The sequence below is a fragment of the Mesorhizobium sp. P2_H9 genome, from assembly GCF_056403215.1.
This window is the reverse complement of record NZ_JBFUFX010000004.1, coordinates 224,330-247,878: the sequence shown is the minus strand read 5'-3', so window position 1 is coordinate 247,878 and position 23,549 is coordinate 224,330. Positions and strand designations below refer to the sequence as shown.

At 63.9% G+C, this 23,549-nt stretch carries 18 protein-coding genes and 1 pseudogene; 9 read left to right on the top strand and 10 right to left on the bottom strand.

Annotated features, from left to right (window positions below):
* Positions 1-265 precede the first annotated feature (265 nt).
* Positions 266-955, bottom strand: a complete 690-nt coding sequence (locus AC1DXN_RS09425; RefSeq protein WP_477275698.1) for a PIG-L deacetylase family protein — start codon at positions 953-955, stop codon at positions 266-268.
* 26 nt (positions 956-981) lie between these two features.
* Between AC1DXN_RS09425 and AC1DXN_RS09420 the strand changes: the two genes are divergently transcribed.
* The 5 genes from AC1DXN_RS09420 to nhaA all read left to right on the top strand — a co-directional run bounded on the left by AC1DXN_RS09420 (position 982) and on the right by nhaA (position 8,013).
* Positions 982-1,872, top strand: coding sequence for a DMT family transporter (locus AC1DXN_RS09420; RefSeq protein WP_477275696.1), 891 nt, complete (start codon positions 982-984; stop codon positions 1,870-1,872).
* 93 nt (positions 1,873-1,965) lie between these two features.
* The gene (gene hrpB / locus AC1DXN_RS09415; RefSeq protein WP_477275694.1) at positions 1,966-4,530 is read left to right on the top strand and encodes an ATP-dependent helicase HrpB; all 2,565 of its coding nucleotides are present in this window, start codon (positions 1,966-1,968) and stop codon (positions 4,528-4,530) included.
* A gap of 32 nt (positions 4,531-4,562) precedes the next feature.
* Positions 4,563-5,888 (top strand): ActS/PrrB/RegB family redox-sensitive histidine kinase, encoded by a 1,326-nt coding sequence (locus AC1DXN_RS09410; RefSeq protein WP_477275943.1) that lies wholly within the window; start codon positions 4,563-4,565, stop codon positions 5,886-5,888.
* Between the two features lie 64 nt (positions 5,889-5,952).
* Positions 5,953-6,516 (top strand): ActR/PrrA/RegA family redox response regulator transcription factor, encoded by a 564-nt coding sequence (locus AC1DXN_RS09405; RefSeq protein ID WP_477275692.1) that lies wholly within the window; start codon positions 5,953-5,955, stop codon positions 6,514-6,516.
* Positions 6,517-6,825: 309 nt separating this feature from the next.
* Positions 6,826-8,013, top strand: coding sequence for a Na+/H+ antiporter NhaA (gene nhaA, locus AC1DXN_RS09400; RefSeq protein WP_477275690.1), 1,188 nt, complete (start codon positions 6,826-6,828; stop codon positions 8,011-8,013).
* Here nhaA and AC1DXN_RS09395 read toward each other — a convergent pair.
* The 3 genes from AC1DXN_RS09395 to AC1DXN_RS09385 all read right to left on the bottom strand — a co-directional run bounded on the left by AC1DXN_RS09395 (position 7,997) and on the right by AC1DXN_RS09385 (position 10,798).
* Complete coding sequence (locus AC1DXN_RS09395) at positions 7,997-9,040, bottom strand: RNA polymerase subunit sigma-70 (RefSeq protein WP_477275688.1); 1,044 nt, start codon at positions 9,038-9,040, stop codon at positions 7,997-7,999. The genes nhaA and AC1DXN_RS09395 overlap by 17 nt on opposite strands.
* 42 nt (positions 9,041-9,082) lie before the next feature.
* Positions 9,083-9,829 carry an SDR family NAD(P)-dependent oxidoreductase gene (locus AC1DXN_RS09390; protein ID WP_477275686.1) on the bottom strand — a complete coding sequence of 249 codons (747 nt, stop codon included), beginning with the start codon at positions 9,827-9,829 and terminating at the stop codon, positions 9,083-9,085.
* 468 nt (positions 9,830-10,297) lie between these two features.
* Positions 10,298-10,798 carry an MmcB family DNA repair protein gene (locus AC1DXN_RS09385; RefSeq protein WP_477241258.1) on the bottom strand — a complete coding sequence of 167 codons (501 nt, stop codon included), beginning with the start codon at positions 10,796-10,798 and terminating at the stop codon, positions 10,298-10,300.
* Positions 10,799-10,915: 117 nt separating this feature from the next.
* Here AC1DXN_RS09385 and AC1DXN_RS09380 point away from each other — a divergent pair, with 117 nt between their 5' ends.
* Positions 10,916-11,158 carry a hypothetical protein gene (locus AC1DXN_RS09380; RefSeq protein WP_477275684.1) on the top strand — a complete coding sequence of 81 codons (243 nt, stop codon included), beginning with the start codon at positions 10,916-10,918 and terminating at the stop codon, positions 11,156-11,158.
* 712 nt (positions 11,159-11,870) lie between these two features.
* On the opposite strand, the pseudogene cueR reads toward AC1DXN_RS09380, so the two are convergent.
* Positions 11,871-12,295, bottom strand: a pseudogene (gene cueR / locus AC1DXN_RS09375) (Cu(I)-responsive transcriptional regulator).
* A gap of 225 nt (positions 12,296-12,520) precedes the next feature.
* On the opposite strand from cueR, the gene AC1DXN_RS09370 reads away from it, so the two are divergent.
* Positions 12,521-13,138 (top strand): L,D-transpeptidase, encoded by a 618-nt coding sequence (locus tag AC1DXN_RS09370; RefSeq protein ID WP_477275682.1) that lies wholly within the window; start codon positions 12,521-12,523, stop codon positions 13,136-13,138.
* 242 nt (positions 13,139-13,380) lie between these two features.
* Here the strand turns inward: AC1DXN_RS09370 and AC1DXN_RS09365 are convergent, their stop codons facing one another.
* The 5 genes from AC1DXN_RS09365 to AC1DXN_RS09345 all read right to left on the bottom strand — a co-directional run bounded on the left by AC1DXN_RS09365 (position 13,381) and on the right by AC1DXN_RS09345 (position 20,467).
* Positions 13,381-13,950 carry a NifU family protein gene (locus AC1DXN_RS09365; RefSeq protein WP_477241265.1) on the bottom strand — a complete coding sequence of 190 codons (570 nt, stop codon included), beginning with the start codon at positions 13,948-13,950 and terminating at the stop codon, positions 13,381-13,383.
* Positions 13,951-14,229: 279 nt separating this feature from the next.
* Complete coding sequence (locus tag AC1DXN_RS09360) at positions 14,230-14,721, bottom strand: universal stress protein (RefSeq protein WP_477241267.1); 492 nt, start codon at positions 14,719-14,721, stop codon at positions 14,230-14,232.
* Positions 14,722-14,825: 104 nt separating this feature from the next.
* Positions 14,826-15,893: a tryptophan--tRNA ligase gene (gene trpS, locus AC1DXN_RS09355; protein WP_477241269.1), complete on the bottom strand. Its 1,068-nt coding sequence runs from the start codon at positions 15,891-15,893 to the stop codon at positions 14,826-14,828.
* Between the two features lie 118 nt (positions 15,894-16,011).
* Positions 16,012-17,619 carry a murein biosynthesis integral membrane protein MurJ gene (murJ, locus tag AC1DXN_RS09350; RefSeq protein WP_477275680.1) on the bottom strand — a complete coding sequence of 536 codons (1,608 nt, stop codon included), beginning with the start codon at positions 17,617-17,619 and terminating at the stop codon, positions 16,012-16,014.
* A 46-nt stretch (positions 17,620-17,665) separates the two neighbouring features.
* The gene (locus tag AC1DXN_RS09345; protein ID WP_477275678.1) at positions 17,666-20,467 is read right to left on the bottom strand and encodes a [protein-PII] uridylyltransferase; all 2,802 of its coding nucleotides are present in this window, start codon (positions 20,465-20,467) and stop codon (positions 17,666-17,668) included.
* Between the two features lie 196 nt (positions 20,468-20,663).
* On the opposite strand from AC1DXN_RS09345, the gene AC1DXN_RS09340 reads away from it, so the two are divergent.
* Together AC1DXN_RS09340 and copM are read left to right on the top strand one after the other, a co-directional pair.
* On the top strand, positions 20,664-23,036 hold the full coding sequence (locus AC1DXN_RS09340) for a heavy metal translocating P-type ATPase (protein WP_477241275.1): 2,373 nt from the start codon (positions 20,664-20,666) through the stop codon (positions 23,034-23,036).
* A 44-nt stretch (positions 23,037-23,080) separates the two neighbouring features.
* Positions 23,081-23,470: a CopM family metallochaperone gene (gene copM, locus AC1DXN_RS09335; protein WP_477275675.1), complete on the top strand. Its 390-nt coding sequence runs from the start codon at positions 23,081-23,083 to the stop codon at positions 23,468-23,470.
* Positions 23,471-23,549 lie beyond the last annotated feature (79 nt).

Genomic DNA, 23,549 nt, shown 5'->3' with positions numbered 1-23,549 from the left:
TTGCGAAACGCGTCCGGATGACGGTTTCAAGAGCCTTCAACCCCTCTCCTCCGGGGCCCAAACATGGCGACGCAGCGGCGCGGCAGATGTTTAGTAATTTGTTTAGTGATGCAATTTTTACTAAACAACGCAAGCGAATTCGTCGCTGCACCGCAACATGATACGGCGAGGCCGGCTGCCGACCGGAAAAAGCCTAAGTTTTACAAGGCAGGGTTCGATGAGAATCGAAGGGTCGGTCAGAGGTCTCGGCGCGCTTGCGAACCGATCACGTGACCGTTTTGGTGCTGACCATCACCGTCCGGACCGGCGGTGCCGGCGGCAACAGGGCACGGATGTCGGCGAAGGGGAACACCGGTTCGAAGCGAAAAGCTTCCGCAAAAGAGCCTGCCGCGCCATTGCATTGGCCGGCACGAAAGGCGTTCTGCACGCGCGCCGCATCGACGAAGCGCTCGGGATCCTGCGACTGGTGCGCCCGGATCGCCTTCGCCTTGAGATCGAAATGGGTGGAGATATCGACATAGTGCGTCGGCGAAAAACCGGTGCCGCCGAGCGTGTCGGCATGCAGCACCGGCACCGCGAAAGACGTCGCGATGCGCACGCCATCCGACAGCGCGCGATGGTCGCCATGATAGTCGTTCGGCGCATGGGTGATCGCCAGGTTTGGTTGCACCGCGCCGATCAGCGCCTTGAGAGCGCCGATCAATGCCGAATCCGCAACCAGTTCGCCGTCCGGAAAGTCGAGAAAGTGCGGCGTCACGCCAAGCAAGGCTGCCGCCGCGGTCGCCTCTTCACGGCGCGCGCGGACGAGTGAGCCGGGAGCGCCTTTGCCGCCCTTGGCGCCGTCCGTGGCTATGGCAAAAATCAGTTCTGCGCCTTGCGTGGCATAGGCGGCCATCGTACCGAACATGAAAATCTCGATGTCGTCAGGATGCGCACCGAGCGCCAGTACCTTCACACTGCTCTCCCCGGAAATGGAAAATCGTGACGAACGGAATCCTGCTCGCCCTCATCGCCTATGCAAGCTATTCGTGCAGCGATGCCGTTGTCAAAAGTCTGGGTGGGCAGTTCACGGTGTTCGAGATCGGCTTCTTCTCGACGCTGTTTTCCGGCTGTTTCCTGCTCTTCACCCGGCCGAACGGCGAACGCTGGCGCGATTTCTGGCGCACCAAACGGCCCTGGGCGGTGCAGGCGCGCGCCTGGGCGGGCATCGCGTCCGGCGTGCTCAGCGTCTATGCCTTCACCACCATCCCGCTGGCCGAAGTCTATGCGCTGATCTTCCTGGCGCCGCTGTTCGTCACAATTCTTTCCACGCTGATCCTGAAAGAGAAGGTCGGCCCGTGGCGATGGCTGGCGGTCGTCGCCGGCTTTGCCGGTGTCATGCTGGTCGTCAGGCCGGGTTTTCGCGAACTGCATCTCGGCCATCTAGCCGCCTTCACCATCGCCTTCCTCGCCGCCACCAGCGTCATCCTGATGCGCTCGCTCGCCCAGCAGGAAAAGCGCACGACCATGCTGGGCGTATTGATCGGCTATGGGTTGCTGTTCAACGGTATCGGTGCCGCCGCCACCTCGTTCACCATTCCGGATGGAAGACAGTTGGTGTGGCTGGTGATGGCCGGCGCCTTTACCGCCGGCGGACAATTGCTGCAGTTGCTGGCCATGAAATACGCCCCGGCCAACCGGGTCGCGCCAACGCATTATTCGCAGATCGTCTGGGCGGTCATCCTCGGCGCGCTGTTCTTCCAGGAATATCCGGATTTTCTGTCGCTGGTCGGCCTCGCGGTCGTCGGCGGTTCCGGCCTGCTGACCATGGTGCGCGAGGAGGCGAGGCTGGGCACGGTGCGCTGGAACCCGTTTTCGCGGACCCGGCTTTGATCCAGCCAGCTCGATCAGTTGCGCGGCAGCCATCGCCGCTGATATGCGGACGCTGCTTATGTGCCGCGATTGGATGAACACGTCCGTGGGACGATGACCAGAAAACCTCTGCCAGAACTTCCGGTTTCCGCCGTCCTACCGGCGTTGAGCGAAGCGCTTGGTCGCGGCAACAGCGCAGTGCTGGTGGCGCCGCCGGGTGCTGGCAAGACGACGCTGGTGCCGCTGGCGCTGCTCGACGCGCCTTGGCTTGGCACCGGCAAGATCATCCTGCTCGAGCCGCGCCGGCTTGCCGCCCGCGCTGCGGCGCGGCGCATGGCCGAGTTGCTCGGCGAGGAGCCCGGCGACACCGTCGGCTACGCCATGCGCATGGAAAACCGCACTTCGGCGCGGACGAAAATCCTCGTCGTCACCGAAGGCGTGCTCGCGCGGATGCTTCTCGACGACCCCGAGTTACCGGGTGTCTCGGCGGTGCTCTTCGACGAGTTCCACGAGCGCTCGCTCGACGGCGATTTCGGCCTGGCGCTGGCGCTCGATGTGCAAGGCGCGTTGCGGCCCGATCTGCGCTTGCTGGTCATGTCGGCGACGCTCGACGGTGCGCGTGTCGGCAAACTGCTTTCCGGCGCGCCGGTGATCGAGAGCGAGGGTCGCGCCTTTCCGGTTGACATACGTTACGACGAGCGCCCGGCAGGCATCCCCATCGAAGACGCCATGGCCAAGGCGATCCGCTCCGCTCTCGCCGACGAGAGCGGCAGCGTGCTTGCCTTCCTGCCCGGCCAACGCGAGATTGAGCGCACCGCCGAGCGCTTGCTGGGACGCATTGGCGCCGACACCGACATCGTGCCGCTCTACGGCTTGCTCGACGGCAAGGCGCAGGACGCGGCGATCAAGCCGCCGCCGCCCGGTCGCCGCAAGGTGGTGCTGGCGACATCGATCGCCGAGACTTCGATCACCATCGACGGCGTGCGCGTCGTCATCGATTCCGGCCTGTCGCGGCTGCCGCGCTACGAGCCGGCCAGCGGCCTGACGCGGCTGGAGACAGTGCGGGTCAGCAGAGCCTCCGCCGACCAGCGTGCCGGTCGTGCCGGGCGCACGCAGCCCGGTGTTGCCGTCCGCCTGTGGCGTTCCGAGCAGACGGCGGCACTGCCCGCCTTTACGCCGCCGGAAATCCTCGAGGCCGACCTCTCCGGGCTGGTGCTCGATTGCGCTGCCTTTGGCGTCGCCGATCCGGCCAGCCTTGCCTTCCTCGACCCGCCGCCAACTCCGGCACTCAACGAGGCAGCCGCGCTGCTTGTCGCGCTTGACGCGGTCGACGGAGCAGGGCGCCTGACCGAGCAAGGCGCTGCGATGCGCAGACTGGCACTGCCGGTGCGGCTGGCGCATATGGTCGCCGAAGCGGCGAAGGCCGGCCATGCTTTCGAGGCGGCCATGCTCGCCGTGCTGCTCACCGAGCGCGGCCTTGGTGGCGACGGCGCCGACCTCGAACGCCGGCTGATGCGGTTTCGCTCCGAGAGATCGCCACGCGCCACCGCCGCGCGCCAGCTTGCCGAGCGGCTGGCCAAACAGGCTTTACCCTCCCCCTCGAAGGGAGGGTCGATCCGCGAAGCGGATCGGGGTGGGGTCGGTTCGGGCACGCCACCGGCGACCCCACCCCGTCGCCTTGCCGTGCAAGGCTCGCTCGCCGACCCTCCGGAGGGTGGAGCCGGCTCCCTCCTGATCCATGCCTGGCCGGACCGTATCGCCAAAGCGCGTGGCGAGCGCGGCCGTTTCGTGCTGGCCAATGGCTCGGGCGCCATGCTCGACGCCGCCGATTCGCTGGCCGGCGAGACCTGGCTCGTCGTCGCTGACCTGCAAGGCAAGGCACAGAATGCGCGCATCACCGCGGCCGCTCCGGTCGATGAGACCGACATTCGCGCCGCGCTCGCGGACAAGGTTGAGACCCGCCGCGAAGCAAGTTTCGACCGTGAAAAGCGCGCGGTGCGCGTGCGCGAGACCGTTCGTCTCGGCGCCATCGCACTGTCCGAACGCATGCTGCCGGCGCCGTCCGGTGCCGACGCCGACCGCGCCATCCTCGACGCCTTGCGCCAGCATGGGCTGTCACTGCTCGAATGGGGCAAGGAGGCCGAGACGCTGCGGCAGCGGCTCGGCTGGCTGCATCGCGGCCTCGGTGCGCCCTGGCCCGATGTTTCGGACACAGCCCTTATCGACCGTATCGACGACTGGTTGCTGCCGTTTCTCTCCGGCGCAGCGTCATTTTCCGCGATCAATTCGGGTGCGCTTTCGTCGGGCTTGATGGCCTTGGTGCCGCACGACTTGCAGCGCAAGATCGACACGCTGGCGCCGACCCATTTCGACGCCCCGTCCGGCAGCCATGTGCCGATCCGCTATGACGGCGAATGGCCGGTGCTGGCGGTCCGCGTCCAGGAGTTGTTCGGCCTCGACCGGCATCCGGCAATAGCCAACGGCACCGTGCCGATGACGCTCGAACTGCTGTCGCCGGCGCACCGGCCGATCCAGACCACGCGCGACCTGCCCGGCTTCTGGCGCGGCTCCTGGGCCGACGTGCGCGCCGACATGCGCGGCCGCTACCCCAGGCATGTCTGGCCGGAAAATCCGCTGCTTGCCACCGCCACCGCCCGCGCAAAACCGCGTGGCACCTAGCGTTTGTCCTTTCCCGGCTATAATCCTTGGCGATGATCAAGATCCTGCGCACACCCGACTTCCAGCAAAGCCAGCGGCTGCGCCTCAACACACTGATCCGGCTGCGCTGGCTGGCCATCGTCGGTCAGAGCCTGGCGGTGCTTGTCGTCGCCTACGGCTTGAAATTCCCGCTGCCGGTCAGCATCTGCTTTGCGCTGATCGCCTGCTCGGCCTGGATGAACCTGCTCTTGACCTTCCGCTATCCGGCGGCGCATCGGCTGACCCCGCTCTCGGCGTTCGGCATCCTGACCTTCGACAGCCTGCAGCTTGCCGGCCTGCTCTACATGACCGGCGGCCTCACCAATCCGTTTTCGGTGCTGCTGACCGTGCCGGTCGTCATCTCGGCGGCGTCGCTGCCGCTGCGCCTTACCGCCGTCCTCGGCGCACTGGTGATCGCGGCGGCGAGCCTGCTTGTCTTCTTCCATTCGCCGCTGCCCTGGCACGAGGACGTGCCGCTGGCGATGCCGTTCGTCTATGTCGCCGGCATCTGGATGGCCGTGTTTTCCTCGATCGCCTTCACCGCGATCTACGCCTTCCGCGTCGCCGAGGAAGCCCGCCTGCTCGCCAACGCGCTCGCCGCCACCGAGCTGGTGCTGCAGCGCGAGCAGCATCTGTCGGCTCTCGACGGTCTCGCCGCCGCCGCCGCACACGAGCTTGGCACGCCGCTCGCCACCATTACGCTGGTCGCCAAGGAGATGGAAAAGGCGCTTGGCAATGACCCGAAATACCGTGAGGACGTGACGCTGCTGCGTTCGCAGAGCGAGCGCTGCCGCGAAATACTCAAGCGCCTGACCAGCCTGTCATCGGAAGGCGAGGCGCATCTTTCCCGGCTGCCGCTGACCTCGCTGGTCGAGGAGGTGACCGCCCCACACCGCGATTTCGGCATTTCGATCAAACTGCGGCCGGGCGAGCGCATCGGCCCGGAACCGGTCGGCCAGCGTAATCCCGGCGTCATCTACGGCCTCGGCAATCTCGTCGAGAATGCCGTCGATTTCGCCCGCAAGACCGTCACCGTGCGCTGGGATTGGGACGAGGCTGCTGTCACCTTCTCGATCATCGACGACGGGCCGGGCTTTCCGCCCGAAATCATTGACCGCATCGGCGAGCCCTATATGTCGACGCGCCAGGGCACCGAGGCTGGCGGCGGCCTCGGCCTCGGGCTTTTCATCGCCAAGACCTTGCTCGAACGCTCGGGTGCTACGCTCGATTTCCGCAATTCGAGCGGGCTGGGCGAGGGCGCCGTCGTGCATATAGCGTGGCCGCGCAGCGTCTTCCTCAATCCTGAATCGGCTTCGGCCAGCATGTTTGATACAGCGTAAATTGGACAATGGCGCTTCGGAACGATATCTGCGTAAAATTAAGGCAGCAGGATTTTCAAAGACGATGACAGGCGACGAGACAATTGGTGCAATGGTTGAGGGCGAGGACACCTCGCTGCTGATCGTCGACGACGACAAGCCATTCCTCACGCGCCTTGCCCGCGCCATGGAAACCAGGGGTTTCGTGGTCGACACCGCCGAGAGCGTCGAGGAGGCGGTGGCCAAGGCGCGCGCCAATCCGCCCGCCTATGCGGTGGTCGACATGCGGCTCGGCGACGGCAACGGTCTCGATGTCGTTGCCGCCATCCGCGAGAAGCGCGACGACGCCCGCGCCATCATCCTCACCGGCTATGGCAACATCGCCACCGCGGTGACGGCGGTCAAGCTCGGCGCCATCGACTATCTGTCGAAGCCGGCCGATGCCGACGACATTTTTGCAGCACTCACCCGCACCGCCGGCGAACGCGCCGCGCCGCCCGAAAATCCGATGTCGGCCGACCGCGTGCGCTGGGAACACATCCAGCGCGTCTACGAAATGTGCGACCGCAACGTCTCGGAAACCGCGCGCCGCCTCAACATGCATCGCCGCACGCTGCAGCGGATACTGGCCAAGCGCGCACCGCGCTGAGACCAGTGTCGTCATCCTAGGGCGGAGCGACGCGAAGCGGAGCGCAGACCCTAGGATCCATGCCGCGACGTCAGCCGTGGAGTGCCACGGAGCAGAATTCTGTACCGAAGCGGCGCTCGGGGGCCCCGGCATGGATTCTATGGTCTGCGCCGCGTCGCTTCGCTCCTTGCTCCGCCATAGAATGACGAAGTGATAAACGTTTCAGCCAGTCTCCAAGGTTTGCGATCTGCGACGTGAAACAGGCGCCTTGCGTCGACAGCGGCGCCTGCGCATCATCGCCAACAACGCCGACCCGGCAACGGAGAACACATGCGCGACGAGCGGCCAAAATCCATCCTTCGCGAGTTCCTCGATGGCGAGGCGGCCGGCGGCATCGTTCTGATGGTGGCCGCGGCGCTCGCCCTGATCGTCGCCAATTCGCCGCTGGCCGAGACCTACTTTGCCGCTCTCCATGCCTATGTCGGGCCGCTCAGCGTCTCGCACTGGATCAATGACGGGCTGATGGCGGTGTTTTTCCTGCTGGTCGGCCTGGAGATCAAGCGAGAGATGCTCGATGGCCAGCTCTCGACCTGGCCGCGGCGTGTCCTGCCGGGCGTTGCGGCAGCCGGCGGCATGGTTGTGCCGGCCCTGGTCTATGTCGCCATCAACCGCAACAATTCAGCAGCACTCTCCGGCTGGGCGATCCCGACCGCCACCGACATCGCCTTTGCGCTTGGCGTGCTGTCGCTGCTCGGCAGCCGCGTGCCGGCGTCGCTGAAAATCTTCCTCACCGCGCTTGCCATCATCGACGATCTCGGCGCCGTCATCATCATCGCCATCTTCTACACCAACGGCCTGTCGCTCGCCTATCTCGGCGCTGCCTTCGCCGTCATCGCCGTGCTCGTCGTGCTCAACCGCATGCGTGTACTCATCTTGCTGCCCTATATCGTGCTCGGCATTGTTTTGTGGGTGCTGGTGCTGAAATCAGGGGTGCACGCCACACTGGCCGGCGTGGCGCTGGCGCTGACTATCCCGCTCAAGGTTTTCCCCGGCAGCGGCCATGACCTCGACCATTCGCCGCTGCATCGGCTCGAGCACGGCCTGCACAGACTAGTGCCCTTCTTCGTCATCCCGATCTTTGGCTTTGCCAATGCCGGTGTTTCGCTCGCCGGCTTGAGCGCTGCCGCCCTGGTCGAGCCGCTGACGCTCGGCGTCGCCGCCGGCCTCGTCGCCGGCAAGCTGGTCGGCGTCTTCGGCTCCTCCGCGATTGCCATCCGCCTTGGTGTCGCCGACCTGCCGGCCAACGCCGGCTGGTTGCACATGGTGGGCATTTCGCTGCTGTGCGGCATCGGCTTCACCATGAGCCTGTTCATCGGCCTGCTCGCCTTCGCCAATGATTTGGCGCTGCAGGACGCGGTCAAGGTCGGCATCCTCGCCGGCTCCTTCATCGCCGCCCTCCTCGGCGCCGCCATGCTGCTCCTGGCGCCGGCCGCGGGCGAGGCTACCGACGAGGATTAGGCCAGACAAGCGGCAGGCCGAAGGCCGTAAACAAGTCTTGGCCGAGCGGACCGACATAGACCGTCAGCAAGGCGATCCTGTCGTCGGCAGGCTCGATGACGTGCAGGGACTGGGCTCGCCACACGAAATCCCCGTGGCGGCGCGCGTAGACCGCAACCGCGGGCTGGCCGTTGGCGCCGGTGGCGACAGCATGGTAGCCGGTGAAATTGCCCCAGACGGTCTCGAAGAAACCTCGGATTGCCTCGCGTCCCTGGTACCAGTCCCGCCACGGCGGCATGTGATAGCTGGCATCCTCGCGCAGCAGTTCGATCAAGCCGTCGAGACTGGCGGCCTGCCAGGCCCGCATGTAGCGTTCGAGCAGCAGCGCCTCCTGGCGGCTGGGCTGCGATCGATGCAGGGGACGTCCCCGAGGATATCGCGCGCCAAGCGTCGCGCGAGCCCGCTGCAGGGCGCTGTTGATCGACGCGGTCGACCCGCCGAGCAATTGTGCCGTCTCGAGCGCCGACCACCCCAGCACGTCGCACAGCAAAAGGGCGGCCCGCTGCCTGGGTGGCAGCAGCTGGATCGCGGCGACGAAGGCCAGTTGCACGGCCTCGCGCGTTTCATAGCGCGCTTCCGGACCGGGCTCGCCGTCAACGAGGTCCGGAAGCTCCGCGTCCGGATAGGGCTCCAGCCAGGTGAGCTCTGGCGCCGGCCCGCCTGTGGCCGGTCCGCGCGAGGGCGACCGTTCGGGCTGCTGGAGAAGGCGCTGCGCCGTCGACCTCGCCTTGAGCGCGTTGAGGCAGCTGTTGGTGGCGATCGTGTAGAGCCAGCCGCGCAGCGAGCCGCGCGCGTCGAACTGCGCCCGCCCGCGCCAGGCCCGCAGAAACGTATCCTGGACAAGGTCGTCCGCCTCGTGCAGCGAACCCATCATCCGGTAGCAATGGAGCTTGAGCTCGCGGCGGTGGGCAGCCGTGAGACGCTCGAAGGCCGGCCGATCGAGGATCGGTCGGCCCAGTGGCTCAACAGGGCCAGGAGCATCTGTCATAGGCAGCCTGCGGTGCTGAAATTGCCTTGCATCCTGAGCGCCTCAGGCCGCTGCCGCAAGTCCGCTGCCGCTGACCGTGAAGGAACTTCCTTCCGATTTCCCGGTGGCGAGCGCGACCACCGCGCGTCCCACATCGGCCGGCGTCTGCATGTCGGTCATGCTGGCGAGGATTTCTGCAGGCTGGATGCCCAGATACGCAGCAAAGCCATCGAGGCCGGCATCGCCGACGCCGGTCCCTGGCATGATGCGAGCCGGTGCGAGCGCCATGAAGCGCAGGCCCAGTCCAAGCCGATCCGATTCCTTCTGGCAATGACCGGCCAGGAACATCTGCATGCGTTTTGCGCCGGCATAGCCGCCGGCGAACGGTGGTCCGCCGCTCAAGGCTGCGCCACTGGAGATCAGCACAATTCGGGTCCCCGGTTTGAGCGGATCGTTGAGCGCAGCCTTGCAGAACAGGAATGCCGCCTTGACGTCAGTTTCCCAGTTTGCGGAGAAGACCTCCCAGCTCTGCTCCTGCAAAGGCGTGGAGGGTGCAAGGGCGCCTGCGCAGATCACCAGCACATCCGGCGCAAACGTGTCGAAAACCACTTCGGGCGCGACCTCCTTCGTCGCGTCGACCGCAAGAGTCTTCACGCCGGGTCTTTCCCAGGAGAGTTCTTTCAGGGCGGCTGCGCCGCGGGCAACGGCAAGCACCGTCGCGCCCTCGCCAAGTGCTGCCTCCACGATTGAGCGGCCGACACCCCGGCTGCCTCCGACGACGACGACATTTTGACCTTGTAACGATCGCATGGATCACCTCGCTTTCCGGCCGCTGGACCATCCAGCGCCTATTGATCAGGACAGCGCAGGGGAGCGGAAATCATCGGTGCGGGATAAAATATTTTTCGCGGTTATCGGCAGGCGGCGGAGCATCGGCCAGTGCGGCGGATATCGGCAGCGAAACCTGCTCACTCCTGCAAGGTGGGCCTTTCGCGTCGGGTGCTGGCGTCACATCCAGCTATAGGCGGATGGAAAATACGAAAGACCGAACCATATTGCCATCCCGATCAGGGTCGCGAGGATAGCGTATTCCAGCAGTGTTCGCGTCAGAGCAGGTCGTTTCAAAAGCAGTTCCGTTCCTACGAGCGAAGAAAACCTGCCGGCAGGTATCTTACGAGCGGACCTTGGCTCGAAGGCAGACTGAACCGACATTGATCTAACGGAGAAGGCCGGATTTAGTTGCGGTGGTTGGGATCACGGCTGGAGACAGCATGAAACCTATTCGCTCTCACCCTCCAGCGCCGGCACCGAAACGCCGGCGAGTTCCGCCGCCAGCAGCCGCGACGCACCGGCCCGCGCAATCCGCAGCATCAGCGCCTTGCGCGTTGCGGCCGCCATGCGGTGCTCCGGCGCATCGCGCATGATCTCGGCGCCGTAACCGTCGGAGAGAATGAAACCGCATTCCTCCGGGAAGATCTCGGCGGGCACGCCGGGATGGGTGGCGAAAAAGAAGCGGTCGGAATGCAACCGGTAGTCGGGCCATTTGCGGTCGACCCTGAAATCCTCGATCGACGACTTGATCTCGATGATCCAGATGTCGCCCTGGCGGGTCAGCGCCACGAGGTCGGCGCGGCGGCCGGTGGCCAGCGACAGTTCCGGCAGCACATGCATGCCCATTTGCATGAGCAGCCGCTGCACGCCGCGCCGCACCAGCATGGCGCGTTCCGATTGGCGGCCATCGATCAGAGGGTTGAGCGGAATCGGGGAAATGATCGGCATGGCCGGCATCATGCCAGAGTTTGTTCACGGTTTGAACCCCTTCTGTAGCGGCGATTGTATATTTGACAGACCCCACCGCCGATCGTTAGGTTCAATCTCCGAACGAGGACGGTGGGCTTGTTTGTATCACTGGCAAGGAGTTGGCGGCGGTTCTGGTCGGCCAAGCTCATTAAGCGGTTAGACGTTAAGGGCCGCTACTTCACCTTCTCATTCAAAATCTACGAGCATGATGAAGGCGAACGAATACTCCGTTTGGCTCTCAATACGTCGTCAGAATCATACAGCTTTTCGATGCAGCCAGACGAGCTTGATCGCTTTGTTGAAGCCGCCTTGGAAGCGAAGGCGCAGCTTCGCACCTAGTGGACAATCAATCACGGCCGAACCGGTCCCGTACCGTTCCACCGGATGAACGGCGCGTCTTTAAATACTTGACAAACCCGGCTCCGGTTCGACCTTCCGTGATCGCACCATACTCGGCTGGGTCCAGTCTGGTATTGATCCCGGAGCGACCCTGTGTCGTGCCGATCAGCTTCCGTTCTTCACTAGGAGACGGCAGGGGGCTAAAGTCTTGCGCTCTACCCGCAAAGGTCTGACGTTACCGCTTTGGTTCCGCGAATGTCCATTGGACGTTCCGCATTTTAGTCAATTGTCATATACGGTTGGCGCGCGCTAAGGCTTCATGCAGCGGCTCGCCTTCCGAGAAGTGGGCCGTTTGCGCTATGGAAGTTCCTACTCTTGGGGGAGGAGAACTATGGTTTCAGCAGGCGTCGCAACTATCGTGCGCGTTCTTTTGCTGGGAAGTGAAGGTGGCAGTCGCTCTCGGGTTTTGATTCCAACATCTACGCGTCGGTTCGTCGACGACTCTGCTCCGGCGAAGGCGTTGGGTTTGCCAGCCTACTCCACCAATCCAATCTTTAGGGTAATGGCCGGTGCGGTTTACCTCGGGGGTGCGGAGGCCGCACCGGCCACTGCGGGTTGGGGTTGGGCCGCCCCCCGCGTTGATTAAACTATAGGCATATTAGCAATTGCGCAATTAAGTCAATCGGCGGTGCTCAGACGCGTCGACGCGGTCCTATGCCGATGCCGAAGCACCTTTTTCGTTGAGCAACACCGCCCCCGCCATATCGTCCAAAATCGGACAATCCGGCCTGTCGTCGCCGTGGCAGGCGTGGATCCGTTTTTGTAAGGTCACGCGCATCGGCTGCAATTCGCGCACCTTTTCCTCGATGGCGCTGACATGGGCGGCGGCGATTTCGCGCACGTCGTGGCTGGCGCAGCTGCGGTCCTGGTAGAGCGCCATCAGCTGGCGGCAATCGTCGATTGAAAAGCCGAGATTGCGGGGCGCGGCGCAAAAAGGCCAGTCGATGGATGTCGTCGCCTGAATTAATCGCGGTAGCCATTGCCTGATCGCGCCGGCGCGATCAGGCCGATCTCTTCGTAGTAGCGGATGGTCTTGGCCGGCAGTCCGGAACGTTGCGCGGCACCACCGACATTCATAGTGGTTCCTCAATTCTCAGGTGTCTGGCGGGACCACCCATTGAATTTCCTTCACAATCCTGTGAGGCCTGTTGCCAAAATGCCATAGTTGTGAGCTTACCGGCACGTAAGCTCTTGCATATGGGCATCGCGCGCTTGGCAAGCAAAGCAAATGCCAGCATGAATGTTCCTGACAAAAGCGGCCGACTCGTGCCGCTACATCAGGGTCGGGCATCGGACATTTTCATGCGCATGAAGTCACTTGCAATCGTTGCCGCTCTTGCGTTGTCGACCGCGATCTCGGGTTGCAGCACCATCGGTGCGCAGCTGTTCACCAACAACTACGGCGCAGTCACCGATGCCGGCTATCAATTGCCGCGCATCCCGATCGAAAAGGTGCCGCTGAAGTATCACCGGCAGGAGGTCAACTACGACACCTCGGAAAAGCCGGGCACCATCATCGTCGATACGCAGAACAAGTTCCTGTACTTCGTCGAGGGCGACGGCCGGGCGATACGCTACGGCATCGGCGTCGGCCGCGAAGGCTTTGAATGGCACGGCACCGCCCACATCGCGCTGAAGCGCGAATGGCCGACCTGGACGCCGCCGAAGCAGATGATTCAGCGCCAGCCGGAACTGGCCAAGTTTGCCGATGGCATGGAGCCTGGCCTGAAGAACCCGCTCGGCGCACGCGCCATGTACCTGTTCAACAAGGGCGGCGACATGGGCTACCGCCTGCATGGCAGCCCGGAGTGGAACTCGATCGGCAAGGCAATGTCGTCAGGCTGCATCCGGCTGATGAACCAGGACATTATCGACCTCTATGACCGCGCCTCGGTCGGCGCCAAGGTCATTGTGATGTAGGACCATGATCCCGAACCGGAGGTCCGCGTAAGCGAAAAGTGGAAACCGGTTTTCGGGCAAGATCTTGGTCAAAGTAGAAGATTACCTTCGTACGCGGACCGTCTAGGCAACAACGGACGTCCCAAACAGAAAACCGGGCAATTCGGCCCGGTTTTTTGTTGTCTGCTCGAAGGTGATTGGAGCAATTCCAGGAAAAGTGTGCAGCGGTTTTCCGTCCGGAATTGCGTAAGAAACAAAGGGTCTTAAGAAACCTGTTCGACCGCCTGCACTTCCGGCACGAAATGGCGGAGCAGGTTCTGGATGCCGTGCTTCAGCGTCGCCGTCGAAGATGGGCAGCCGGCGCAGGCGCCCTTCATATGCAGGAACACGGTGCCGTTCTCGAAGCCGCGGAAGGTGATGTCGCCGCCATCCTGGGCAACGGCCGGGCGCACCCTGGTGTCGAGCAGCTCCTTGATGGTGATGACCAGTTCCTCGTCGGCCTTGTCGTAGAACTCGCCGGTCTGGCTAGTCTCGGCGGCGGGTCCGGCCTTGGCCATGACGGGCGCGCCCGACATGAAATGCTCCATGATGGCGCCGAGGATTGCCGGCTTCAAATGCTGCCAGTCGGGGCCGTCCTTGGTCACGGTGATGAAATCATAGCCGAAGAACACACCGGTCACGCCGGGGATCTCGAACAGCCGTCCGGCCAGCGGCGAAGCGATTGCCGCACTGTCCGCATCGCGGAAATCGGCTGTGCCTTCGAGAAGCACTTCCTTGCCGGGCAGGAACTTCAGGGTTGCCGGGTTTGGTGTCGATTCGGTCTGGATGAACATGGCCGTCTCCGTGCCCATGCCGGGCAGCTAGTTTGGAATAGTTCTAAATAGGCTCTATTGGCTGGACATTCAAGCGAAACGCGTCGCCGGAATGGGCTGGCTGGCGGAATGTTTTTGCGCGCTCTGCAACGCACTTTGAGGTGTGTTGAGATTCGGGTCAGGCCACGCCGAGAATGGCGGCTTCCGAGAACCGGAGCGGAGCGTACTTGAAGCACGTGAGCACCGGAAGCACAGGAAGCCGCCATTTGCAGGCTGGCCTCACCTGAATATCAGCACACCTCAGGCGAGGCTGTCGATCTCCTCATCTGACAGGTTCTGCGGCACCACGGTGACGGGGATCGGGAAAGCGGCGCCCTTGCCGGCGACGGCGCCGACCAGCGGTCCTGGGCCTTCCTTGCCCGCGCCGGCCGCCAGCACCAGGATGGCGATGTCCTGGTCTTCCTCGATCAGCTTGTGGATTTCTTCGGTCGGCTTGCCTTCGCGCACCACCAGTTCCGGCTCGATGCCGAGCTTCTGGCGTACCTTGTTGGCGTAGCTGTCGAGCGCGGTACGCGCCGTGGCGTTGGCCTCCTCGCGCATGATCTTTTCGACGCCCAGCCAGTGCTGGAAATCGTCAGGCTCGATCACATAGAGCAGCACCAGCACGCCGCTGGTGCTCTGCGCCCGCTTCGAGGCGTAGGCGACGGCGCGCTCGCATTCCGGCGTGTCGTCGATGATCGCCAGGAACTTGCGGCGATGGCCGGCTTCGCGACTAAGGCGTTTGGAGACCATATTCTACCTGTCGATGGTTTCGGTCCGCAATCTGCCACCCGCACAGGCTGGCTGCAAGCGGCCGGCCGGTGTTCTGGTGTTGGTGCAGGTCAAGTCAATGCAGATCAGCCCTGCAGCAGGCCGATAATGTCGCGCACGGTCTTCATCGTCGCCTCGGCCAACACGCCGGCGCGTTCGCCGCCATCCTTCAGCACCGCGTCGACATAGGCGCGGTCATCGGAAATGCGGCGCATCTCGCCGGCAATCGGCGCCAGCTTCTCCACCGCCAGGTCGGCGAGCGCCGGCTTGAACACGGAAAACTGCTGGCCGCCGAACGCCTTCAGCACGTCGGCCTTCGAGATCTCGGCGAGGCCGGCGTAGATACCGACCAGGTTCTCCGCCTCGGGCCTTGTGGCTAGACCGTCCAGCTCGCTTGGCAACGCTTCCGGGTCAGTCTTGGCCTTGCGGATCTTCTTCGAAATGGTGTCGGCATCGTCGGTCAAATTGATGCGCGACAGGTCCGACGGGTCCGACTTCGACATCTTCTTCGAGCCGTCGCGCAACGACATGATGCGCGCCGCCGGTCCACCAATGATCGGCTCCGTCAGCGGGAAATAGCCGTTCACCGTCTCCTCGCCGATTTGCATCTCGACGCCGACGCCAAGGCCGGCGATCCGGTCCGAAAAGTCATTGTTGAATTTTTGCGCGATGTCGCGGGTCAGCTCCAGATGCTGCTTCTGGTCGTCGCCCACCGGCACATGAGTGGCACGGTAGACGAGGATGTCGGCCGCCATCAGCGAGGGATAGGCGAGCAGGCCGAGCGAGGCATTCTCGCGGTCCTTGCCGGCCTTGTCCTTGAACTGCGTCATGCGGTTCATCCAGCCGATGCGCGCCACGCAATTGAAGACCCAGGCGAGCTCGGCATGCTGCATCACCCGCGACTGGTTGAAGACGATGTGCTTCTTCGGGTCGATGCCGGAGGCCAGAAACGCCGCGGTGATCGAACGCGTCTGGTCGGCGAGATCTTCATGGACGAGCTGGGCGGTCAGCGAATGCAGGTCGACGACGCAATAGATGCAGTCGGAGGTGTCCTGCAGCGCGACGAATTTCTTGATGGCGCCGAGATAGTTGCCGAGATGCAGATTGCCGGTCGGCTGTACCCCGGAAAAAACGAGTGGCTTGAAGGCGGTCATTTTTGTTCCCTTGGCTTGTGGAGGGCCGTTTCGCGCGCGGCGAAAGTCTTTCGACGGCGCGCTTATGGACGAAGGCGGCGATCTGATCAAGACCGCCTTCGCCGTGAGGTTGCGGGACCTATTCGTCGAGATCGGATTTTGCGGCGGAGGGCGGTGCCTTCGCGGCGCCCCGCATGGCATTGCGCCGGATCATGCCGAAATCGGCGCCGCCGGTGGCGAAAGCGGTGGCGAAATAGAGCGCCGCACCGCCGGCAACCAGCGACAGCAGCGTCGCCGCCTTGATCACCAGCGGCGAGCCGGGGCCGAGCCTGACCGCGAACCAGTGCTCGGCAAAATAGAGCGCGACGCCCATCACCGCCGCCGACAGCGCCAGCCTTGGAATGCGTTTCATCAGCGGCACGTCGCGGCCCCAATGGCCGCGCCGGATCAGCACGGCAAGCAGCATCATCGCGTTGACCCAGCCGGCGACTGCCGAAGCCACCGCGATGCCCGGCGCGCCCATCGACGGAAACAGCGTCAGCGCCGTGGTGACGTTCACCGCCACCGAGATGGCGGCGAAGATCATTGGCGTGCGGGTGTCCTCGCGGGCGAAATAGCCGGGGGTGAACGCCTTGATCAGCACGAAGGCCGGCAGGCCGAGGCCGAAGATCGCCAGGATCGCTGCCACGGTCGGTGTAGAGTGGTTGGCGGCAAAGGCGCCGCGCTCATAGACCAGCCGCACGATCGGCTCGGACATCACCCAAAGTGCGGCGGCCGCCGGCAAGGTCAGGAACAGCGTGAATTCGACCGAGCGGTTCTGCAGATTGGCCGCCTCGATCAGATTGCCCGATTTCAGCGCCCGCGACAGTTCCGGCAACAGCACGATGGCGACAGCGACGCCGACGACGCCGAGCGGCAATTGATAGATGCGGTCGGCGTAGGCGAGCGAGGAGACCGCGCTGTCCTGCGCCGAGGCGATCGCCGTGCCGATCAGCTGGTTGATCTGGGTGATGCCGCCGGTAATCGCCGCCGGCAGCGCCAGGATCAACAGCCGCTTGACGCTGGGCGTCATCTTCGGCCGGCGAAAGCCGATCGATATGCCGGCATGGCGCACCGCCACCCAGACGATCGCCAATTGCACCAGCCCCGCCGCCAGCACGCCCCAGGACAGGCCAAAACCGACCGCGCGGGCATCCAACCCCTTGTACCAGGAATAGCCGAGCACGCCGATCAGGATGACGTTCAGGAACACCGGCGCCACCGCGGCGGCAAAGTAGCGGCGCAGCGAGTTCAGCATGCCGGCCATCATGGCACCGAGCGACATGCAGATCAGGTAGGGGAACATGATGGTCGCAAGCGTGACCGTCATCTCGAATTTTCCCGGCGTGTCGGCAAAGCCGGGCGCCACCAGGTAACGCACGATCAGCGGCATCGCCAGTTCCATGGCAATGGTCAGCGCCAAAAGTGCGGTAAACAGCACGCCGAACACTTCTTCCGAAAAGCGCTTGGCGCCCTCGGTGCCGTGGGTTTCGATCTCCTTCGCAAACAGCGGCACGAAGGCGGCGTTGAAGGCGCCTTCGGCGAACAGCCGGCGAAAGGTGTTGGGAAACTGGAAGGCGGCGTTGAAGGCGTCGGCGATCGGCCCGGTGCCGAGTGCGGCGGCCATCAGCATCTCGCGGCCAAAACCGAGCGCACGGCTCATCAGCGTGCCGGAAGCGACCGTCGCGAATTTTCTGACAAGGCTCATGCGGGTGAAGACTGCCTGTGGGATTGGGACAAAGTGATGGTGACGATCACTCGGCGGCCGCCTTGGCCTTGCCGCCGCGCTCGGGCGCGATGCCTTCAAGCGCCGCGATCAGCCGGTTGTGGATGGCCGTAATGCGCGCCGGGCTGTCGATCTTCTGGCCGGTCAGGTCGGTGACATAGAAGGTGTCGATGACCTTTTCGCCAAACGTGGTGATGTGGGCCGAGGCGATGTCGAGCGACAGATCGGACAGCGCGCCGGTGATCTCGGACAGCAGGCCCGGCCGGTCCAGCCCCTCGACCTCGATCACCGAGAACCGGTTCGACAGCGTGTTGCGGATTTCGGCGCGCGGCGGAATTTTGAACACTTTGGCGCCGCGCCGCGGCTTGGTGCGCTTCTCGATCATCTCCGGCAGCCAGCTCTTGCCCGACAGCACGTCCTCGATCAGCTTGCCGACGCGCTCGGCGCGGCGGCGCTCATCCTCGTCGCGGTCGAACTCCCGCGAGATCAGGATGGTGTCCAGCGCCCGGCCATCGGAGGTGGTGAAGATCTGCGCATCGACGATGTTGCCGCCGGCTCCCGCACAGGCACCGGCGATGACCGAGAGCAGGCGCGGATGGTCCTGCGCCAGCACGGTGATCTCGGTCACCCCCTCGAACTGGTGGGTCTTGACCATGGTCGCGAGCTTCTTGCCGGCCACATCCGCCTCGCGAATGAATTCGGCATGGCGAAGCTGGTCGGGGAGATCGACCGTCAGCAAATAGTTCTCGTAATGCTGGCCGACATAGCGCTTGCGAGCCTTTTCCGGCCAAGCGGACAGCGCCTCGGCCAGTCGCTCGCGGGCAGCCGCCGTGCGCGTCGCGCGCGACACTTCCGAAAACCCGCCGGTCAACAGCAGTTCGGTTTCGTAGTAGAGCGTGCGCAGCAACTGGCCTTTCCAGCCGTTCCAGACGCCCGGCCCGACGCCTCTGATGTCGCAGACGGTGAGGATGAGCAGCAGCTTCAGCCGTTCGACCGACTGCACGATCGCGGCAAAATCCTCGATCGTCTTGCGGTCGTTGAGATCGCGGGTCTGCGCCGTCATCGACATGACGAGGTGGTTCTCGACCAACCAGGCGACGGTTTCGGTGTCGGCCGGCGACAGTCCCATATGCGGGCAGATGCGCCGCGCGATGCGGGCGCCGGCTTCGGAATGGTCCTCCAGCCGTCCCTTGGCGATGTCGTGCAGCAGCACCGCGACATAGAGCGCCTCGCGGCTCTTCTTCAGCCCCGGCATCAGCGTGTGGGAAAGCGGATGGATTTTTTCGCCGTCGCCGCGCTCGATCTCGGCCAGCACGCCGATGCAGCGGATCAGGTGCTCGTCCACCGTGTAGTGGTGGTACATCGAGAACTGCATCATGGCGACGATCTTGCCGAAATCCGGGATCAGCCTGCCCAGCAATCCGGCCTCGTTCATGCGCCGCAGGTTGAGCTCGGCGTTGCGGTCCGAGGTCAAGATGTCGAGGAACAGCCGGTTGGCTTCCTCATCGCGCCGCAGCGACTTGTTGACCAGGCCGAGCGAACGGGTCAGCAGCTTCAGCGCGTCGGGATGGAATTCCAGCCCATGCTTGTCGGCAAACCAGAACAGCCTGAGCAGATTGACCGGGTCGCGCTCGAACACAGTGTCGTCGGCAATGTTGATGCGGTGATTGTCGACAATGAAATCGGAGGTGCCGGCCAGCTTGCGCTTGCGCCTGGAGAAAGTCAGGAAGATACGGTTGAAGCCCGGCACATGCTTGGCCTGCTCCTCCTCGAGCGCGGCGCAGAAGATGCGGGTCAGGTCGCCGACATCCTTGGCGACGAGGAAGTAGTGCTTCATGAAGCGCTCGACCGCCGACAGGCCCGGATGGGTGGTGTAGCCCAGCCGTTCGGCGATCTCACGCTGGATGTCGAAATGCAGCCTCTCCTCAGGCTTGCCGGTGAGGAAATGCATGTGGCAGCGCACCGCCCACAGGAAATCCTCGGCCTTCTGGAATTCCCGGTATTCGCCTTCCGTGAAGACGCCCTTGTCGACCAGCTCCTCGCCGGTGCGCACCCGGTAGAAATATTTGCCGATCCAGAACAGCGTCTGCAGGTCGCGCAGGCCGCCCTTGCCATCCTTGACGTTGGGTTCGACGAGGTAGCGGCTTTCGCCGGCCTTGGCGTGGCGCTCATCGCGCTCGGCCAGCTTGGCCTGCACATATTCAGGCCCGGTGGTGCGCACCACCTCGTGGTCGAAGCGCAGCAACAGCTCGTCATAGAGTTTTTGCTCACCCCACAGGAAGCGCGCTTCCAGGATCGAGGTGCGGATGGTGATGTCGGTGCGTGACAGCCTGACGCATTCGTCGATATTGCGGGTGGCGTGGCCGACTTTCAGCCCAAGGTCCCACAGCATATAGAGCATGTATTCGACGGTCTGCTCGCCCCACGGCGTCTGCTTGTAGGGCAGCAGGAACAACAGGTCGATGTCGGACCCCGGCGCCAGCGTGCCACGGCCATAGCCGCCGACGGCGACGACGGCCATGCGTTCGGCCGTCGAGGGGTTTTTCACCCGATAGACATGGGTCGCAGCAAAATCGTAGAGCGCGCGGATGATCTCGTCCATGACATGCGACAGCCTGGCGGCGCAGGCATTGCCGCTGCCGTCATCCCGCAGCATGGCCTCGGCTGTTTTGCGGCCATCGGCGAGCCGGCCCTTGAGAAGCTGGAGAATGCCACTGCGCACCACCTGCCCCGAACCGTCGCCTGCGGTCGCCGCAGTGAGTGCGGTCATCTCGCGGCGCAAGGCTTCGCCGTCGATCAGTTCATCGAGCTTCAGAGAGATTTTTGCCATATGCGCGGGTTGGCCTTGCCTTTTCGGCGGCGTCTATAGCGCGTTTTCGCGGTGCTGGGTATGGGGCGGACGGACGCGTTGTCTACGGTAGTCCGACAACCGCCGCCACAAGAAAAGTCGAAAATCAGCCCTTGACCTTCCAGTTACTGGAAGCACTACCTCTGCACCAGCATCGAGACACAAAGGCATTTTTTCAATGGCGCATTCCGACCATGACCATCACGCGCACGCCGCTGCCGGCTGCTGCTCGGCAAAGCATGCTGCACCTGTCGCGGCCACTGTGGCTCGCGATCCGGTCTGCGGCATGAGCGTCGACCCTGCCACGGCCAAGCATTCTTTGCGGCATGAGAGCCAGGATTTCTATTTCTGCTCGGCCGGCTGCAAGGCGAAGTTCGAGGCGGAGCCGGCAAAATATCTTGGCGACCGGCCAGAACCGAAGGCGATGCCGAAAGGCACGCAATACACCTGCCCAATGCATCCCGAAATCATCCGCGACAAGCCCGGATCCTGCCCGATCTGCGGCATGGCGCTGGAGCCGATGGGAGTGCCGACCGGCGATGAGGGGCCGAACCCGGAGCTTGTCGACTTCACCCGGCGTCTCTGGGTCAGTGCCATCCTGTCGGTGCCTTTGCTGATCGTCGCCATGGCGCCGATGTTCGGCCTAACCTTCGCAAGCTTTATCGATGAACGATCGATGGTCTGGCTGGAGCTGGCGTTGGCGAGCCCGGTGGTGCTGTGGGCGGCGCTACCCTTCTTCCATCGCGGCTGGGACTCGGTCGTCAACCGCAGTCCCAACATGTGGACGTTGATCTCGCTCGGCGTCGGCGCGGCCTATCTCTACAGCCTCGTCGCCACGCTGTTTCCGGACATTTTTCCGCACCAGTTCCGCGGTCATGACGGCACTGTCCCGGTCTATTTCGAGGCGGCCGCCGTCATCGTGGCGCTGGTGTTCCTTGGCCAGGTGCTGGAGCTGCGGGCTCGCGAGCAAACTGGTTCGGCGATCCGCGCGCTGCTCGATCTGGCGCCGAAGACGGCGCGGCTGATAGGCGCGGACGGTGCCGAAAATGACGTGCCGCTCGACGCGGTCAAGGCGGGTGACCGGCTGCGCATCCGCCCTGGCGACGCCGTTCCGGTCGACGGCATCGTGCTGGAGGGCCGCTCTGCCATCGACGAATCGATGATCACAGGCGAGCCGCTGCCGGTCGAAAAGACCCAAGGCGACGCGTTGACCGGCGGCACGCTCAACAAATACGGTTCGCTGATCATGCGCGCCGAGAAGGTTGGCGCCGAGACGACGCTGGCCCGCATTGTCGAACTGGTCGCCAAGGCGCAGCGGTCGCGGGCGCCGATCCAGGGGCTGGCCGACCGCGTCTCCTTCTACTTCGTTCCCGTCGTCGTGCTGGTCGCGCTCGTCGCTTTCACCGCCTGGGCGTTTCTCGGCCCCGAGCCCAGCCTGATCTTCGCCATCGTCTCGGCGGTGTCGGTGCTGATCATCGCCTGCCCGTGCGCGCTGGGTCTGGCGACGCCGATGTCGATCATGACCGCCACCGGGCGCGGGGCGCATGCCGGCGTGCTGATCAAGGAAGCGGCGGCGCTCGAGCGCTTTGCCTCCGTCAACACGCTGATCGTCGACAAGACCGGCACACTGACCGAAGGCCGACCGCGATTGACCGATGTCGTCGCTGTCGAAGGCATGGTGGAAGATGAATTGCTGGCACTCGCCGCAGCACTGGAAAAAGGCTCCGAGCATCCGCTGGCAGAGGCGATCGTCGAGGGCGCCGGCGAACGCGGCCTGAAGATCGCCGATGCCGGCGGTTTCGAGGCGGTCACCGGCAAGGGCGTTTCCGGCACGGTGTCGGGCAAGCTGGTCGCGCTCGGCAACGCGGCAATGATGGCCGATCTCGGCATCGACATCGGGTCGGTGTCAGCCAAGGCCGAAGCGCTGCAGGCCGAAGGCAAGACCGCGATGTTTGTTGCCGTGGAGAACAAACTGGCCGGCATCGTTGCCGTCGCCGACCCGGTCAAGGCAACGACGGCCGAGGCGATCAAGGCACTGCATGACAGTGGGCTGAGGATCATCATGGCGACCGGCGACAATGAGCGCACGGCGAGAGCCATTGCGAGCAAGCTCGGCATCGACGAGGTGCGCGCCGGTCTGCTGCCGGAACAGAAGGCAGCCCTCGTCGAGGAACTGCGCGCCAAAGGCGCCGGCGTTGCCATGGCCGGCGACGGTGTCAACGATGCGCCCGCACTTGCCGCCGCCGATGTCGGCATCGCCATGGGCACCGGCGCCGATGTCGCGGTCGAAAGCGCCGGGATCACGCTGGTCAAGGGCGACCTGAACGGCATCGTCCGCGCCCGCCGGCTTGCCCAGGCGACGATCCGCAACATCCGCCAGAACCTGTTTTTCGCCTTCCTTTACAATGTGTTGGGCGTACCGGTGGCTGCCGGCGTGCTCTATCCGCTGACCGGAACGTTGCTGTCGCCGATGCTGGCCGCGGCGGCGATGAGCCTGTCCTCGGTCTCGGTCATCGCCAACGCATTGCGGCTCAGGACGTTGAAACTCTGAACTCAACCCCCAAATACGAAAACCCAATCAACAGGAGACCATGAATGACCTTGGCTAAAAAGATCGTGCTTTTGCTGATGGCGGCGGGAATGCTGCTTGCCGTTTTCCTCGAAAGCATCCCGGCGCAATCGGAGGAGGTAAAACATGACATGGCCGGTATGGCGATGGGCGCGGAAGGTCCTTCGACCGATGGCTATAAGGCTGCGATGGACAAGATGCATACCGACATGATGATCGAATATTCTGGCGATGCCGATGTCGATTTTGTTAGGGGCATGATCCCGCATCATCAGGGGGCGATCGACATGGCCAAGGTCGAGCTTGCCAACGGCAAGGATCCGGAAATCCGCAAGCTGGCCGAAGGCGTCATCGCCGCGCAGGAAGCCGAGATCAAGCTGATGCAAAGCTGGCTCACCGCTCACCCGGTGCAGTAAGACATCTGCCACGGTGATGGAGAATCCGGTGAAGATGCTTTCCGGATTTCTCCCGCTGGCTATGATGGTCTCCGGCCTC